Annotated in this window: 12 protein-coding genes; all 12 read right to left on the minus strand. The window is 67.6% G+C overall.

Translation table 11 applies throughout. The features are described from left to right. Position 1 precedes the first annotated feature (1 nt). The 12 genes from mrcB to phoB all read right to left on the minus strand — a co-directional run bounded on the left by mrcB (position 2) and on the right by phoB (position 13,385). Positions 2 to 2,428, minus strand: coding sequence for a penicillin-binding protein 1B (gene mrcB / locus PC39_RS09185; RefSeq protein ID WP_353253087.1), 2,427 nt, complete (start codon positions 2,426 to 2,428; stop codon positions 2 to 4). Between the two features lie 100 nt (positions 2,429 to 2,528). After that, the gene (phoU, locus tag PC39_RS09190; RefSeq protein ID WP_353253088.1) at positions 2,529 to 3,260 is read right to left on the minus strand and encodes a phosphate signaling complex protein PhoU; all 732 of its coding nucleotides are present in this window, start codon (positions 3,258 to 3,260) and stop codon (positions 2,529 to 2,531) included. Between the two features lie 31 nt (positions 3,261 to 3,291). Further along, positions 3,292 to 4,086: a phosphate ABC transporter ATP-binding protein PstB gene (pstB, locus tag PC39_RS09195; RefSeq protein ID WP_353253089.1), complete on the minus strand. Its 795-nt coding sequence runs from the start codon at positions 4,084 to 4,086 to the stop codon at positions 3,292 to 3,294. 64 nt (positions 4,087 to 4,150) lie between these two features. Next, positions 4,151 to 5,320 (minus strand): phosphate ABC transporter permease PstA, encoded by a 1,170-nt coding sequence (gene pstA, locus PC39_RS09200; RefSeq protein ID WP_353253090.1) that lies wholly within the window; start codon positions 5,318 to 5,320, stop codon positions 4,151 to 4,153. 6 nt (positions 5,321 to 5,326) lie between these two features. After that, positions 5,327 to 6,556 carry a phosphate ABC transporter permease subunit PstC gene (pstC, locus tag PC39_RS09205; protein ID WP_353253091.1) on the minus strand — a complete coding sequence of 410 codons (1,230 nt, stop codon included), beginning with the start codon at positions 6,554 to 6,556 and terminating at the stop codon, positions 5,327 to 5,329. Between the two features lie 106 nt (positions 6,557 to 6,662). After that, positions 6,663 to 7,685, minus strand: coding sequence for a PstS family phosphate ABC transporter substrate-binding protein (locus PC39_RS09210; protein WP_353253092.1), 1,023 nt, complete (start codon positions 7,683 to 7,685; stop codon positions 6,663 to 6,665). A 118-nt stretch (positions 7,686 to 7,803) separates the two neighbouring features. Next, positions 7,804 to 8,853 (minus strand): ACR3 family arsenite efflux transporter, encoded by a 1,050-nt coding sequence (arsB, locus tag PC39_RS09215; RefSeq protein ID WP_502950871.1) that lies wholly within the window; start codon positions 8,851 to 8,853, stop codon positions 7,804 to 7,806. 72 nt (positions 8,854 to 8,925) lie between these two features. Further along, on the minus strand, positions 8,926 to 9,273 hold the full coding sequence (locus PC39_RS09220) for a metalloregulator ArsR/SmtB family transcription factor (protein ID WP_353253094.1): 348 nt from the start codon (positions 9,271 to 9,273) through the stop codon (positions 8,926 to 8,928). A 55-nt stretch (positions 9,274 to 9,328) separates the two neighbouring features. Then, positions 9,329 to 9,838 (minus strand): arsenate reductase ArsC, encoded by a 510-nt coding sequence (locus tag PC39_RS09225; RefSeq protein WP_353253095.1) that lies wholly within the window; start codon positions 9,836 to 9,838, stop codon positions 9,329 to 9,331. Between the two features lie 205 nt (positions 9,839 to 10,043). Continuing rightward, positions 10,044 to 11,201, minus strand: coding sequence for a porin (locus PC39_RS09230; RefSeq protein ID WP_353253096.1), 1,158 nt, complete (start codon positions 11,199 to 11,201; stop codon positions 10,044 to 10,046). A 140-nt stretch (positions 11,202 to 11,341) separates the two neighbouring features. Then, complete coding sequence (phoR, locus tag PC39_RS09235) at positions 11,342 to 12,670, minus strand: phosphate regulon sensor histidine kinase PhoR (protein WP_353253097.1); 1,329 nt, start codon at positions 12,668 to 12,670, stop codon at positions 11,342 to 11,344. 19 nt (positions 12,671 to 12,689) lie between these two features. Continuing rightward, the gene (phoB, locus tag PC39_RS09240) at positions 12,690 to 13,385 is read right to left on the minus strand and encodes a phosphate regulon transcriptional regulator PhoB (protein WP_502950874.1); all 696 of its coding nucleotides are present in this window, start codon (positions 13,383 to 13,385) and stop codon (positions 12,690 to 12,692) included. Between the last annotated feature and the right edge of the window lie 36 nt (positions 13,386 to 13,421).

Raw genomic sequence — 13,421 nt, forward strand, 5'->3', positions numbered from 1 at the left:
CCTAGCGGAAGAGATCCAGGAACCAGTTGCCGCGTTGTTCGTCTCGCCCGGGTTCATCCGGTGTCTCCTGATGCTGATCCGCGTCCGCGTCGCGGCCGGCCGCCGGCTCGCAGGGCTCGATGTCCGCGGGCACGCTACCGGCGATGAAGGGCACTTCGACCGCCGCGCTGCAATCGCGCGCCTCGCCGAACAGGCCGGCGGCCACGGAAACATCACCCTCGCCGTTCCCGGTCGCGGCGTCGCCGGCATCCTCGTCCGTGTCGAGCAGTAACGGCACGGTCTCGATGCCCTCGGGCCGCAGGGGACTGTAGCTCGCCGGCTCCAGGTCGCGCATGGTGCGCGCCCACAATTGCAATGCGCCGCTCGCGCCCGTCAGGCCCGCGGGCTGATTGTCGTCTCGGCCCACCCAGACCACCGCGACCCGGTTCTCGGCGAAGCCGGCGAACCAGCTATCGCGCAAGTCGTCGGTGGTGCCCGTCTTGCCGGCGACCTTGAGACCACCCGGCAGCGTGTAGGACGCCGACTGCGCGGTGCCGTGCTCGACCACGCGCCGCAACGCCCAGTTGAGCAGGTAGACGGACTGCTCGTCATAGACCCGTTTGATGCGCAGAGGGTAACGGTTGAGGGGGTCGCCGTCGCGCGTGGTGACCGCCCGGATCGCCTTGAGCTCGGTGTAGTAGCCGCCGCCCGCCAGCGTGTTGTAGATCTGGGCCACTTCCAGGGGCGCCATGTCGATGGCGCCGAGCGCCAGCGACGGCAACGGCACCGGCTCGCCCGGATAGCCCAGCGCGGTCAACGTCTCCACCACGTCGGGCAGGCCCAGGTCGAGGGCCAGCCGGGCGGTGGCCTGGTTGTAGCTGTGGGTGAGCGCGGCGTGCAGGGGGACGTTCTCGCCGTGCGATTCCATGCTGTAGTTGCGCGGCCGCCAGACATCGCCGTTGGGCAGGCGCACCTCCAGCTCGCGGTCGTCCAACGGCGTGATCAGGTTGTAGTGCCGCGGCCGGTCGAGCGCCGTGAGATACACCATCGGCTTGATCAGCGAGCCGATCGGACGCTGGGCGTCCAGGGCCCGGTTGAAACCGGCGAAGCGCGCGTCGCGCCCGCCCACCAGCGCCAGCACGCGCCCGCCCTCGACGCTGGTGACCACCGCCGCCGTCTGCAGGGTGCCGTTCTCGATCCCGCGGCCACGCTCCAGATCCGCGAGGCCGCCGGAAACGCGCGCCTCCACCGCCGCCTGGGCCGACGGATCGAGCGTGGTGAAGATACGCAGACCCTCCTCGGTGAGGTCCTGGTCGCGGTACTGCCCCTGGAGCTGGCGCCGGACCAGGTCGATGAAGGCCGGGTACTGGGTGGTGCCGCGCGGGGCCTTGGCGGTCACCCCCAGGGGCCGGTTGCGGGCCTTGGTCAGCGCCGTCTCGTCGATGAAGCCGGCGTCGTGGAAGATGCCGAGCACCAGATTGCGCCGGTTCTCGGCGCGTTCCGGATGCCGGCGCGGGTCGTAGTAGCTGGGCCCCTTGACCATCGCGATCAGCAGCGCGATCTCGTGCGTGGCCAGTTCCTGCAGCGGCTTCTGGAAATAGAAATAGCTCGCCAGACCGAAGCCGTGGATGGCGCGCGCGCCGTCCTGGCCGAGATAGACCTCGTTGAGATAGGCCTCGAGGATCGCCTCCTTGCCGTAGTGCGCGTCCAGCAGCACCGCCATCAGGGCTTCCTTGGCCTTGCGGGTCAGGGTCTGGCGGTTGGACAGGTAGAAGTTCTTGACCAGTTGCTGGGTGATGGTGGAGCCGCCCTGCACCACCCCGCCGGCGCGCAGGTTCGCCCAGGCCGCGCGGGCGATGCTCTTGAGCGAGATGCCGTGGTGCGCCAGGAAGCGCCGGTCCTCGACCATGATCAGACCCGCCACCAGCAACGGCGGCGCATCCCCGAGCTGGACCAGGATACGGTCCTCGGCCTTGGCGGGATGGATGCTGCCGATCAGCAGCGGATCGAGACGCAGCAGCACCGGATCCTCGCCGCCGGATGCCAGGCTCTGCAGGCCGGTTATCCGCTCGCCCCGGAAGCGCACGCGGGCCTTGCGCGCCGGCTGCGGGCCGTCCCAGAAACGGAACGCGCGGGTGTGCACCTCGATCGCGCCGGGCTTGCGGCGATAGCGGCCGGGACCGTCCAGGTCGTCGCTGCGGGTGTAACCCTGGCGCTCCAGCGCCGCCACCAGCCCGGCGGCGTCCAGCTTGCGCCCGGCATACAGTTCCAGCGGATCGGCGTAGACCTTGGCCGGCAGGGTCCAGCGGGCGCCCTCGAAGCGGGCGCGGACCTGGCCGTCGAGATAGACCAGGTACAGCGCGGCCGCCGCCGCGGCCAGGCAGCCGACCAGCAGGAGATACGGCAGGAGCCGGCGCCAGAGGCGCCGTTCGCGGGCTTTTCGGCTCAAGGGCTCGGGTGGCGCGGTTCAGGCAAACAGCGGGTGATGATAGCAAAAGTCCCCGCCGGGCCATCCCCGGCGGGGCCCCCGCGATGCCGCGGACGGATCGTCAGCGACGGTCCTTGTGGCCGCCCGTGGCGACCTCTTCCATATCCTCGATGCTGGTATGGCGCACGTCCTTGCCCTCTACGAAGTAGATCACGTACTCGCCGATGTTGGTGGCGTGGTCGCCGATGCGCTCCAGCGCCTTGACCGCCCACATGACGTCCAGCATGTGCTGGATGTTGCGCGGATCCTCCATCATGAAGGTGATGCACTGGCGCACGAGGCCTTCGTACTCGCGATCCACTTCGCCGTCGGCCTGCGCCACCCGGACCGCGGCCTCGGTATCCATGCGCGCGAACGCATCCAGGGCGTCGCGGACCATCTCGCGGACGTGGCGGCCGAGCTGCTCGATCTGGCGGAAGGCGCTCTTGGGTCGGTTGTAGCTGGCCAGGTGGGCGGCCAGGCGGCCGATCTTTTCGGCCTCGTCGCCGATGCGCTCGAGATCGGTGGTGGTCTTGGCGATCGCCAGGATCAGGCGCAGGTCGCCGGCCTGGGGCGAGCGCCGGGCGAGAATGCGGGTACAGTGCTCGTCGATCTCGACCTCGAGGCTGTTGACCTTGTAATCGCCGCGGGCGACCTCCTCGCCGAGACCGCCCTCGCCGTCGACCAGCGCGCGCACGCCGTCGGCGATCTGCTGCTCGACCAGGCCGCCCATGGTGAGCACCTGCTCGCGGACATCCTCCAGATCGACGTCGAACTGGCGTGAGGTGTGCTTTTCGATTCCGACCTTTTCCATAGTGGCTCTCGTTGTGTCGTCGGGCCGGGCGTCAGCCGTAGCGGCCGGTGATGTAGTCCTCGGTCTTCTTCTCCTGCGGGTTCGTGAACAACGTGTCCGTGTCGTTGAACTCGATGATCTTGCCCAGGTGGAAGAACGCCGTATACCCCGCCACGCGCGCCGCCTGCTGGAGGTTGTGGGTCACGATCACGATGGTGTAGTTGTCCTTGAGCTCGTCGATTAGCTCCTCGATGGTCGCGGTGGCGACCGGATCGAGGGCCGAGCAGGGCTCGTCCATCAGCACCACCGACGGACTCACGGCGATCGCGCGCGCGATGCACAGGCGCTGCTGCTGGCCGCCGGACAGGGCCAGTCCGGGCGTCTCCAGGCGATCCTTGACCTCGTCCCAGAGACCGGCGCGCTTGAGACTGCGCTCGACGATCTCGTCCAGCTCCGAGCGGCGGGCGCCCAGGCCCAGGATACGCGGGGCGTAGGCGATGTTCTCGTAGATCGACTTGGGGAACGGGTTCGGCTTCTGGAACACCATGCCGATGTGCGAGCGCAGCTCCACGACGTCCACGGACGGATCGTAGATGTTCTGCCCCTCGATCTCGACCGTGCCCTCGATACGCACGCTGGGCACCAGGTCGTTCATGCGGTTGAGGCACCGCAGGAAGCTGGACTTGCCGCAGCCGGACGGCCCGATCAGGGCGGTGACCTCGTTTTCGGCGACATCGAGATCGACGCCGAACAGGGCCTGGGTGTCGCCGTACCACAGGCTCAGGTCGCGGACCCGGACCTTGGCGTCACGGACTTGTCGGCGTCGGTCGATCTTGGGACTGGCCATCGCGGCGGTATCCTTCCGCGTGAGATTTCGCATTAGCATCTTTGACCTCGATAGCGAATGGCAACTACCAGCGCCGCTCGAAACGGTGACGGAGGTAGACGGCGAAGGCGTTCAGGCTGATCAGCAGGCCCAGCAGGACCAGGATACCCGCCGCGGTGCGCTCGACATACGCGCGCTCGGGCATGCCCGCCCAGGTGAAGATTTGCGCCGGCAGCACGGTGGCCGCGGAGGTGATCGAATCCGGCGCGTCCGGGATATAGGCGATCATGCCGACGATGATCAGCGGCGCGGTCTCGCCCATGGCCTGGGCCACGCCGATGATGGTGCCCGTGAGGATGCCCGGCAGCGAGACCGGCAGCACGTGGTCGCGCACGGTCTGCCAGCGGGACGCCCCCACCGCGAGCGCGCCGTGGCGGATGTTCTGCGGTACCGCGCGCAGCGCCGCGCGGGTACTGATGATGATGATCGGCAGCGTCATCAGCGACAGCGTCAGACCGCCGGCCAGGGCCGACGAGCGCGGGACCCCGAAGAAATTGATGAAGATGCCCAGGCCCAGCAGGCCGAACAGGATCGACGGCACCGCGGCCAGGTTGTTGATATTGATCTCGATGGCCTGGGTGAAGCGGTTGTCGGGGGCGAACTCCTCCAGGTAGATCGCCGTCATCACGCCGATCGGGAAGCTGATCGTCAGCACGATCAGCATCACGTAGAACGAGCCGACGAAGGCCGACCACAGGCCCGAGTTCTCGGGGATCTTGGAGTCGCCGTTGGTGAAGAAGTTGGTGTTGAACCCGTAGCCGACGCGGCCCTCGCGATCCAGCCGCTCGTAGACCGCCAGGGTCTCCGGCGGCAGCGTGTCGACATTGCCCTTGCGGTACTGGTCGATATCGGCCTTGGCGGTGACCCATTCCGTGCGCGTGGTGCCCATCAACTCCGGCCGGTGCTCGACCCGGCGCGGCAGGCTGCGGAACCAGGCCCGGCTCACCAGCGGCGCCACGTCCTCGTCCACCGCGCGCTTGGCGAAATCCACGCTGCGTTCGTTGTAGGCGGCCTCGACCTGGATCTCGGTCTGCACGAACGCCATGTGGCCCTGCCGGATCATGTCGGTGAAGAACAGGACCAGGAAGGCCATCGCCAGCAGCAGCGCGCCGATGCAATAAGCCTTGAAGCGCTTCTCGGCGCGGTAGCGGCGCCGCAATTGCGGCGAGGGCGTGAGGCGAATCGGTTCACTCATGCGCGGCTACTCGTAGCTCTGGCGGAAACGCCGGATGACGATGATGGAGACCAGGTTCAGGACCAGGGTGACGACGAACAGCGCCAGGCCCAGGCCGAAGGCGGACAGGGTCTCGGGGCTGTCGAACGCCTGGTCGCCGGTGAGCGCGGACACGATGCGCACGGTCACCGTGGTCATGTCCTCCAGCGGATTGGCGGAGAGGTTGGCGCGCTGCCCGGCGGCCATCACCACGATCATGGTCTCGCCCAGCGCGCGGGACACGCCCAGCAGCGTGGCCGCCATGATGCCGGGGAAGGCGGCCGGCAGCAGGACCTTCTTGATGGTCTCGGACTTGGTCGCGCCGAGGGCGTAGGAGCCCTCGCGCAGGGAATTCGGGATGGAGTTGATCACGTCGTCGGACAGCGACGAGATGAACGGGATGATCATGATGCCCATGACCAGTCCCGGTGCCAGCGCGTTGGTCGCCGAAGCATCCAGACCGAGTGAATCGGCAACGGATACCACCAGCGGACTGACCGTGATGGCGGCGAAGAAGCCGTAGACCACGGTGGGGATACCGGCCAGGATCTCCAGCATCGGCTTGGCCGTGGACCGGACCTTGAAGGAGGCGTACTCGGACATGTAGATCGCCGAGAACAGACCGATGGGCACGGCCACGGCCATGGCGATCAGGGTGATCATGAAGGTGCCTGCGAACAGCGGCACCGCGCCGAACTGGGACTCGGCGGTGACCTGTCCCGCCCGGTAATGGGCGACCGGGCTCCAGGTGGTGCCGGTGACGAACTCCCAGACACTCACCATGCTGAAGAACTTGAGCGACTCGAACAGGATCGAGATCACGATGCCGAAGGTGGTCAGGATCGAGATCAGCGAGGCGCCGAGCAGCAGGAAATACATCATCCGGTCGATCGCCGTGCGCGCCCGCATCCGCGGATGCACGGTCCGGAGACCCAGGCCGAGCCCGCCCGCGGCCACGAGCAGGCAGGCGACGAACACGAACGGCGCCGCGGGCACCTCCACGCCTGCCAGGCCGGCGACCGCGGCCACCGACGCCAGCGCCAGCGCGGGCAACGCCACCCATACCGCCACCACCGTGCCGTACTGTCCCGGCAGCGAGTGCATGCGGGTGCCGTGGGTGGTGAAGGCGACCGCCCGGCGTCGCCCCAGGTAATAGGCGAAGGCGGTCAGCGGCAGCAGGCCGCCGAAGAAAATCATCAAGATCTGCGAGGTATCCAAAATTCCCTTCCCCGTTGGTCCCGGCAGCGGCGTCGGTGCGAATCTTAGCAGCCTCGGGAGGCCGGCCCGAAAACGGCCGGCCTCCCGCGGCGGCGAAACCGGCCGCCTACTGCAAGTCGGACAGTGTCAGGTTGGCGCGATTCTCCCAGCGCTGCCGGATCCGCGCCTGATCGGCCGCCGGCAGGGAGATCAGGCCCAGACCCTTCAGGTAGCCCTCGTCCGAGATCATCTGCGGGCTCACGAACAGGTCCACGTACTCGACCAGACCCGGTACCTCGCCGATGTGCGCCTTCTTCACGTAGAAGAACAGCGAGCGCGACACCGGGTACTCGCCGGAGCCGATCGCGGCGCGCTCCGGCGCCACGCCGTCGATGGTGGCCGCGGCCACCTTGTCGCGGTTCTCCTCCAGGAAGGAGTAACCGAATATCCCGATGGCGTCGGCGTTCTGCGCCAGCTTCTGCACGATCAGGTTGTCGTTCTCGCCCGAAGGCACGTAGGCGCCGTCCTGGCGGATCTTGGTGTAGGCGCCGCCGTAGCCGTCGATGTTCTCCGAGCCGTGCTCCATCACCAGCTCCTCGAAGGCGTCGCGCGTGCCCGAGGAGGTCGGCGGGCCCATCACCAGGATCTCCTTGTCCGGCAGCGAGGCGTCGATGTCCGACCATGTCTCGTAGGGGTTGGCCACCAGCTCGCCGTCCATCGGCACCTTGTCGGCCACCGCCAGGGTGATCTGCTCGCGGGTGAGCGCCCATTGCGGCTGACCCTTCTGGTAGGCCAGCACGATGCCGTCGTAGCCGATCTTGATCTCGACGATGTCCTCGACGCCGTTATCGCGGCACATCTCGAACTCGGAGGGCTTCATGCGGCGCGAGGCGTTGGTGATGTCCGGGTGCGTCTCGCCCACGCCCTGGCAGAACAGCTTCATGCCGCCGCCCGAGCCGGTGGACTCGATCACCGGGGTCGGATAATCGGTGGTCGCGCCCAGCTCCTCCACGACGTAGCTGGCGAAGGGATACACCGTGGACGAGCCCACGATGCGGATTTGATCGCGCGCTTGCGCGCCGGTGGCCGCGCCGATGGCGGCCAGCGCCACGACGGCCGCGCCGAACCTGCGGAAAGTCTTGCCGGTCATATATCGATCTCCCTGGTGGGTGTCGGGCGGGAAATCCGCCGCCACCGGGAGTCTGCTCGGGTTCGGTGAAGACTTTATGTCGGGAATATTACAGTTGTGTGACAGCCGGAAAAGGCTGTCATGCCGAGGCCCGGACGCCGGCCGGGGTTGCCGGGAAGGCGCCCGAGCTGCGGTTGGCGATACGGACCAGCGCCAGCATCAGCGGTACCTCCACGAGCACGCCGACCACCGTCGCCAATGCGGCTCCGGAATCGAGCCCGAACAAGGCGATGGCGGTGGCCACGGCAAGCTCGAAGAAGTTGCTGGCGCCGATCAGCGCCGCCGGCGCGGCGACACAATGCGGCAGCCGCCAGCGCCAGGCCCAGGCATAGGCCAGCGCGAAGACGAAGAACGTCTGGACGATCAACGGCACCGCGATCAACGCGATATGCAGGGGATGGGCCAGGATCACGCCGCCCTGGAAGGCGAACAGCAGCACCAGGGTGCCGAGCAGTCCGAGCACGGGCAGCCGGCCGACACGGTCCAGGAAAACCTCCTCGAACCAGGCCCGCCCGCGGCGCCCGATGACGAACCGGCGGGTGGCGTAGCCCGCCACCAGCGGAATGAGGATATACAGTCCCACGGAGATCGCGAGCGTGTCCCAGGGCACCGGGATCGAGGACACGCCCAACAGCAGGATCACGATGGGCGCGAACGCGAACAGCATGATCAGGTCGTTGAGCGCCACCTGCACCAGGGTGTAACCCGCGTCGCCGCGCGTCAGGAAGCTCCACACGAACACCATCGCCGTGCAGGGCGCCGCACCCAGCAGGATCGCCCCCGCGACATATTGCGACGCCAGGTCCGCCGGTATCCACGGCGCGAACAGCACTTCCAGGAACAGCCAGGCGAACAGGAACATCGAGAACGGCTTGACCAGCCAATTCACCGTGGAGGTGACCGCCAGCCCGCGGGGCTCGCGCCGCACCCGGACGACGGCGGCGAAGTCCACCTTCACCATCATCGGGTAGATCATCAGCCAGATCAGCACCGCGACCGGCAGGTTGACGTGCGCGACCTCCCATTGCGCCAGGGTTCCCGGCACCGCCGGCAAGAGACGGCCCAGGACCACGCCCGCCACGATGCACAGGGCCACCCACAGGGTCAGGTAACGTTCGAAGAAATTCATGCCCTCCGAGGGGGGCATCGTCGCGTCCGCGTTATTCGCCGTGTCCGGCATCGTCATCTCCGAATCGTCGCGCTAGCCGGCGCAGCGCATGGCGGGCCGGTCCGGCATGGCGCGCAGGCGCCGGCGGTCGTCGGCCAGGGACCCGGCCGCCCCCTGTTCCGCCGCGCGGATCATGGCGTGGACCCAGTCGGGCAGGTCGGGCGCCAATCGATAGTGGACCCACTGCCCGTCGCGCCGGTCCCGCACCAGCCCGCCGGCACGGAGTTGGGCGAGGTGGCGCGAAATCTTGGGCTGGACCACGTCCAGGGTCCAGGTCAGCTCGCACACGCAGAGCTCGCCTTCCGCGGCCAGCAACAGCAGGCTGCGCAACCGGGTTTCCTCGCCCAGGAGGCGGAAGACGTCGCTGACGTTCACGGACATGATTCCGGCGGCGGATAAATATGCATATACGAATATCCGTATATCTTAACCCGTGTCAATCGCGGTCGACACCCCGACGGCCGATCGCCTCGACCTCGCCCTGGAGACGCAGGCGGTCGAGCCTGTCCAGCGGCAGGTTCACGAACAGACGGAGACGCTGCTCCAATTCGCGATAGGCCGCGCGGAAGGCCTGCAGCCGCTGCCGTTCGTCGCCCTCGGCGGCCGCCGGATCCGGCGTGCCCCAGTGGGCGGTCACGGGCTGGCCCGGCCAGACCGGACACGGCTCGCTGGCGGCCCGGTCGCAGACGGTGAAGACGAAATCCATGGGCGGTGCGTCCGCGCCCGCGAACTCGTCCCAGCTCTTGCTGCGCAGTCCCTCGGTGGCGATGCCGAGTTGCCGTAGCAACCGCAGGGTCATCGGATGGACGGCCTCCTTGGGGTAGCTGCCCGCGCTGTGGGCACGGAACCGCTCGCCGGCCATCCGGTTCAGGATCGCCTCGGCCATGATGCTGCGGGCGGAATTGCCCGTGCACAGGAACAGGACGTTGTAGATGCGTTCGCTCATTGCGGCCCTCCCGGCCCGGGTTGCGGCTTGCTCACGGGGCGGAGACATTGCAACGCACCCGCATGACGGCTCGATGACAAATGCGTGTCCCCGCGCGTGACAGCCGGATGACATGATTGTTGCGCCTGGCTGACGGAAAAAGGAAAGGCCCCGGCAGGCTTGCCGGGGCCGGATACGAGAGCGACTTCCCGGCAGTCGAACCTCTTCAGAGGACCTGCTGGAACTGGATGTAGAGGGTGTCGGCGTCGTCGCCGTCCACGCCCTCGATATCCTGCCCGAACTCGTAGGTCACCTGGATCTTCGCGTTGTGCTTGTTCAGGAAGTAGTTGCCGCCCACCGAGATGCGGGTGTCGGTCTCGTCCCAGGCGTCGGCGTCGAGCGCGGAGTAGCCCAGCACCCCCTCGAAGCGGCTCGGGACGAGCATGTAGCCGCCCTTCACCATGTACGTCTCGAAATCGGCGTCGCCGTTCGCGTCCACCATGCCGGTGGGCGCGCCGAAGCTGGCCGAGTCGGCGTCCAGCTCCGCGGAGAAGCTCTGGTAGGCGGCATCCACGGACAGGTAGCCCGACCGGAAGGCGGCGTCGATGCCGGCGCCGGTGATGTCCTCGTACTGGTCTTCGACCTCGCCGCTGCCAGTCCCGAAATCGACGTCCTCGTCGTTGCTCCAGGTGAAGGCGTTGATGCCGATACCCAGTTTCATCTCCTCGCCGAACGCGCCCTGGGCCAGCTTGAAGTGGCCGAACGGGTTGAAGTCGACGCGGCCGGCGATCAGGTTGCCGAAGTACTCGGCGTCGGAACTCACCCGGCTCTCGAAGTCGACCTTGTTCAGACTGGAGTCGGGATCAATACCGGCCTGGTAGACGCCGACCTGGCCGATGAGAGTGTCATTCTTGGCGGTGTAGGAGATACCCATCTCCCGGTCCGGCACGCCGTAGTTGTGGTCGCCCACGAACTGGCGCTCCACGAACTGCTGCCGCTTGGACGAGGTCAGGGCCTCGCGCGAGAACGGCACGTAGTGGTTGCCGACGGTGATGTGGCCTACCGAGAGGCCGCTGTAGCGGATATAGGCGTCCTTGACCTCGGGATCGTCGGAGCTGTCGCCGAAATCCACCTGCCAGATGCCGTAGGTGTCCTTGGTGACGCTGCCCTCGACATAGAGCCGCAGGCGACGCAGGAAGAAATCATCCTCGCTGTCGCGCTGGTCCGGGTCGACGCGCATGTACTGCGCCTGCAGGCGACCGCCGATCTCGACGTACTTGTCGCCTTCCTCGTAGAGGGTGACGCCGGCCGCGGCCAGCATCGGCGCCGCCGCGGCGGCCGCGCCGACCAGGGCGCCGGAAACGTTCGCAAGAGTAAGCTTCATGGGTGTCCACTCCCTTCTGTGTCGTCGGCTCGATGTTGTGAGCCGCGGCAAATGTATTCCCGCGGCATGACCACTTTGTAAAACTTTTGTGACCGTTTGGTGACAGCGCCGGGGTATCGACGCAGGGAGGGCGCGTGCGATCAGGCCGCTTGCCGGGCCTGGGCGCGTTGGGCGGGGAAACGGCAGGTGAACGTGCTGCCGGTATTGGGCTCGCTGGCGATGTCCAGCTCCGCCTCGTGGTGCTCCAGGCAATGCTTGACGATGGCCAGGCCCAGGCCGGTGCCGCCGGAGCTGGCGTGGCGTCCGGCATCCACGCGGTAGAAGCGTTCGGTGAGCCGCGGGATGTGCTTGGCCTCGATGCCGATGCCGCTGTCGCTCACCTCGAAGTAGACGCCGTTGTCGTCCCGCCACCAGCGGACGTCGATGTCGCCCTCGGCCGGCGTGTACTGGGCGGCGTTGCCGATCAGGTTGGCGAACACGCTCTCGAGCTCGCCGCTGCGGCCGAACAGGCACAGCGACTCGTCGATGTCGGTGGCGAAATGCAGGTCCTTCTGGTCCGTGCGCTGGGCGTCCGCGACCAGGCGCCGGATCATGGCCGGCACGTCCACCACCTCCTGGCGCTGCTGCAATCCTTCGGCCTCCACGCGGGCCAGTTTGAGCAGGTTTTCGATGATCCGGCCCATGCGGGCGGCCTGCTGGCCCATCTCGCCGATCGGCCCCTTCCAGCGGCGCAGGGCGCCGGTCTCGCCGATCTCCTCCTCCATCATCTCCAGGTAGCCGCGCAAGACGGTCAACGGCGTGCGCAGCTCGTGCGAGGCGTTGGCGACGAAATCGCGCCGGGTCGCCTCGAGCTGCTTCTGATGGGAGATGTCGCGGGCGATCAGCAGGCGCTGCTCGTTGCCGTAGGGGATGATCCGCAGCGACAGGATCACGTCGTCGCTGACGCTCGACGGCACCTCCACCTCGCTGCCCTCGGCCCCGTGCGTGGCCAGGTATTCGGCGAAACGCGGGTGGCGCACCAGGTTGACCACGCGCTGCCCCACGTCCTGGGCGCTGCGCAGGCCCAGCAGCGCGGCCGCCGCCTGGTTGAACCAGACGATCCGGCCCTGGCTGTCGATCACGACGGCCCCGTCCGGCAGCGCGGCGGTGGAGGCCTGGAATTCGCTGAGGATGTTCTTGAGCCGCTTCTTGCGCTTGCTGTTGCGCTGCTTGAGCCGGTAGAACTCGAGGAAGATCTCCTGCCAGATGCCCAGGCCCTCGGGCGGCATGCGCTGGTCCGAGCGCAGCCAGCGGTGGAGCTGGTAGGCGCTGGCGAGGTGCAGCGCCAGATAGAGCGACATCCCGATCAGCAGCGCGGCCAGGGCGTACCCGAGCAGCAGCCCGGTCAGCCCCCATAGCGCCAGCCATAACAACAGGGCGACGATCTCGCGCCGCCACGCGGTGCCGAGACCGACGCTGGGGATACTCACAACGCGGCCGGCCGGGTCCTCACCCGGCCTTGGTCGAGAAGCGGTAGCCGCTGCCGCGCACGGTCTGGATGAACCGGTCGAAGCCGAACGGCGCCAGGGCCTTGCGCAGCCGCCGGATGTGCACGTCCACGGTGCGTTCCTCGACGAATACGTTCTGGCCCCAGACACGGTCGAGCATCTGCTCGCGCGAGTAGACCCGTTCCGGGTTGCTCATGAAGAAACGCAACAGGCGGAATTCGGTGGGACCCAGCCGGACCGGGTCCTCGCCGGCGGAGACGCGTTGGCTGGCGGCGTCCAGGCGCAGGCCCTCGACCTCGATGGTTTCGTCCTCGCCGCCCGGCAGCGTGCGTCGCAGCACGGCGCGTACCCGCGCCACCAGCTCCGAGGAGGAGAACGGCTTGACCACGTAATCGTCGCAGCCGAGGTTGAGGCCGCGGACGCGGTCGTCCTCCTCGACCCGGGCGGTGACCATGATGACGGGCATGTTGCGGGTGAGTTCGTCGCGGCGTACCTCGCGCGCGAACTCGGCGCCCGATACCCCGGGCAACATCCAGTCGAGCAGGATCAGGTCCGGCCGGTCCTCGGCAATCGCCAGCCGCGCGCCCTGGGCGTCCTCCGCCTCGCTGACGCGGAAATCGGCGCGCTCGAGCGCGAAACGGATCATGTCGCGGATCGGTGCCTCGTCCTCGACCACGAGAATGTGTTTGTGCTGCATGGTCTGCTGTTTCATGCCTGAACCCGCGCTCAAGCT

Source organism: Salinisphaera sp. PC39, assembly GCF_040361335.1.
Lineage (GTDB): Bacteria > Pseudomonadota > Gammaproteobacteria > Nevskiales > Salinisphaeraceae > APNM01.

What these genes read in the sequence shown, in the direction of transcription:
- PC39_RS09210 (WP_353253092.1), bottom strand. Translation starts at nt 7,685, where the DNA reads ATGACCGGCAAGACTTTCCGCAGGTTCGGCGCGGCCGTCGTGGCGCTG.
- phoU (WP_353253088.1), bottom strand. Translation starts at nt 3,260, where the DNA reads ATGGAAAAGGTCGGAATCGAAAAGCACACCTCACGCCAGTTCGACGTC.
- pstB (WP_353253089.1), bottom strand. Translation starts at nt 4,086, where the DNA reads ATGGCCAGTCCCAAGATCGACCGACGCCGACAAGTCCGTGACGCCAAG.
- phoB (WP_502950874.1), bottom strand. Translation starts at nt 13,385, where the DNA reads ATGCAGCACAAACACATTCTCGTGGTCGAGGACGAGGCACCGATCCGC.
- PC39_RS09225 (WP_353253095.1), bottom strand. Translation starts at nt 9,838, where the DNA reads ATGAGCGAACGCATCTACAACGTCCTGTTCCTGTGCACGGGCAATTCC.
- arsB (WP_502950871.1), bottom strand. Translation starts at nt 8,853, where the DNA reads ATGAATTTCTTCGAACGTTACCTGACCCTGTGGGTGGCCCTGTGCATC.
- pstA (WP_353253090.1), bottom strand. Translation starts at nt 5,320, where the DNA reads ATGAGTGAACCGATTCGCCTCACGCCCTCGCCGCAATTGCGGCGCCGC.
- PC39_RS09220 (WP_353253094.1), bottom strand. Translation starts at nt 9,273, where the DNA reads ATGTCCGTGAACGTCAGCGACGTCTTCCGCCTCCTGGGCGAGGAAACC.
- PC39_RS09230 (WP_353253096.1), bottom strand. Translation starts at nt 11,201, where the DNA reads ATGAAGCTTACTCTTGCGAACGTTTCCGGCGCCCTGGTCGGCGCGGCC.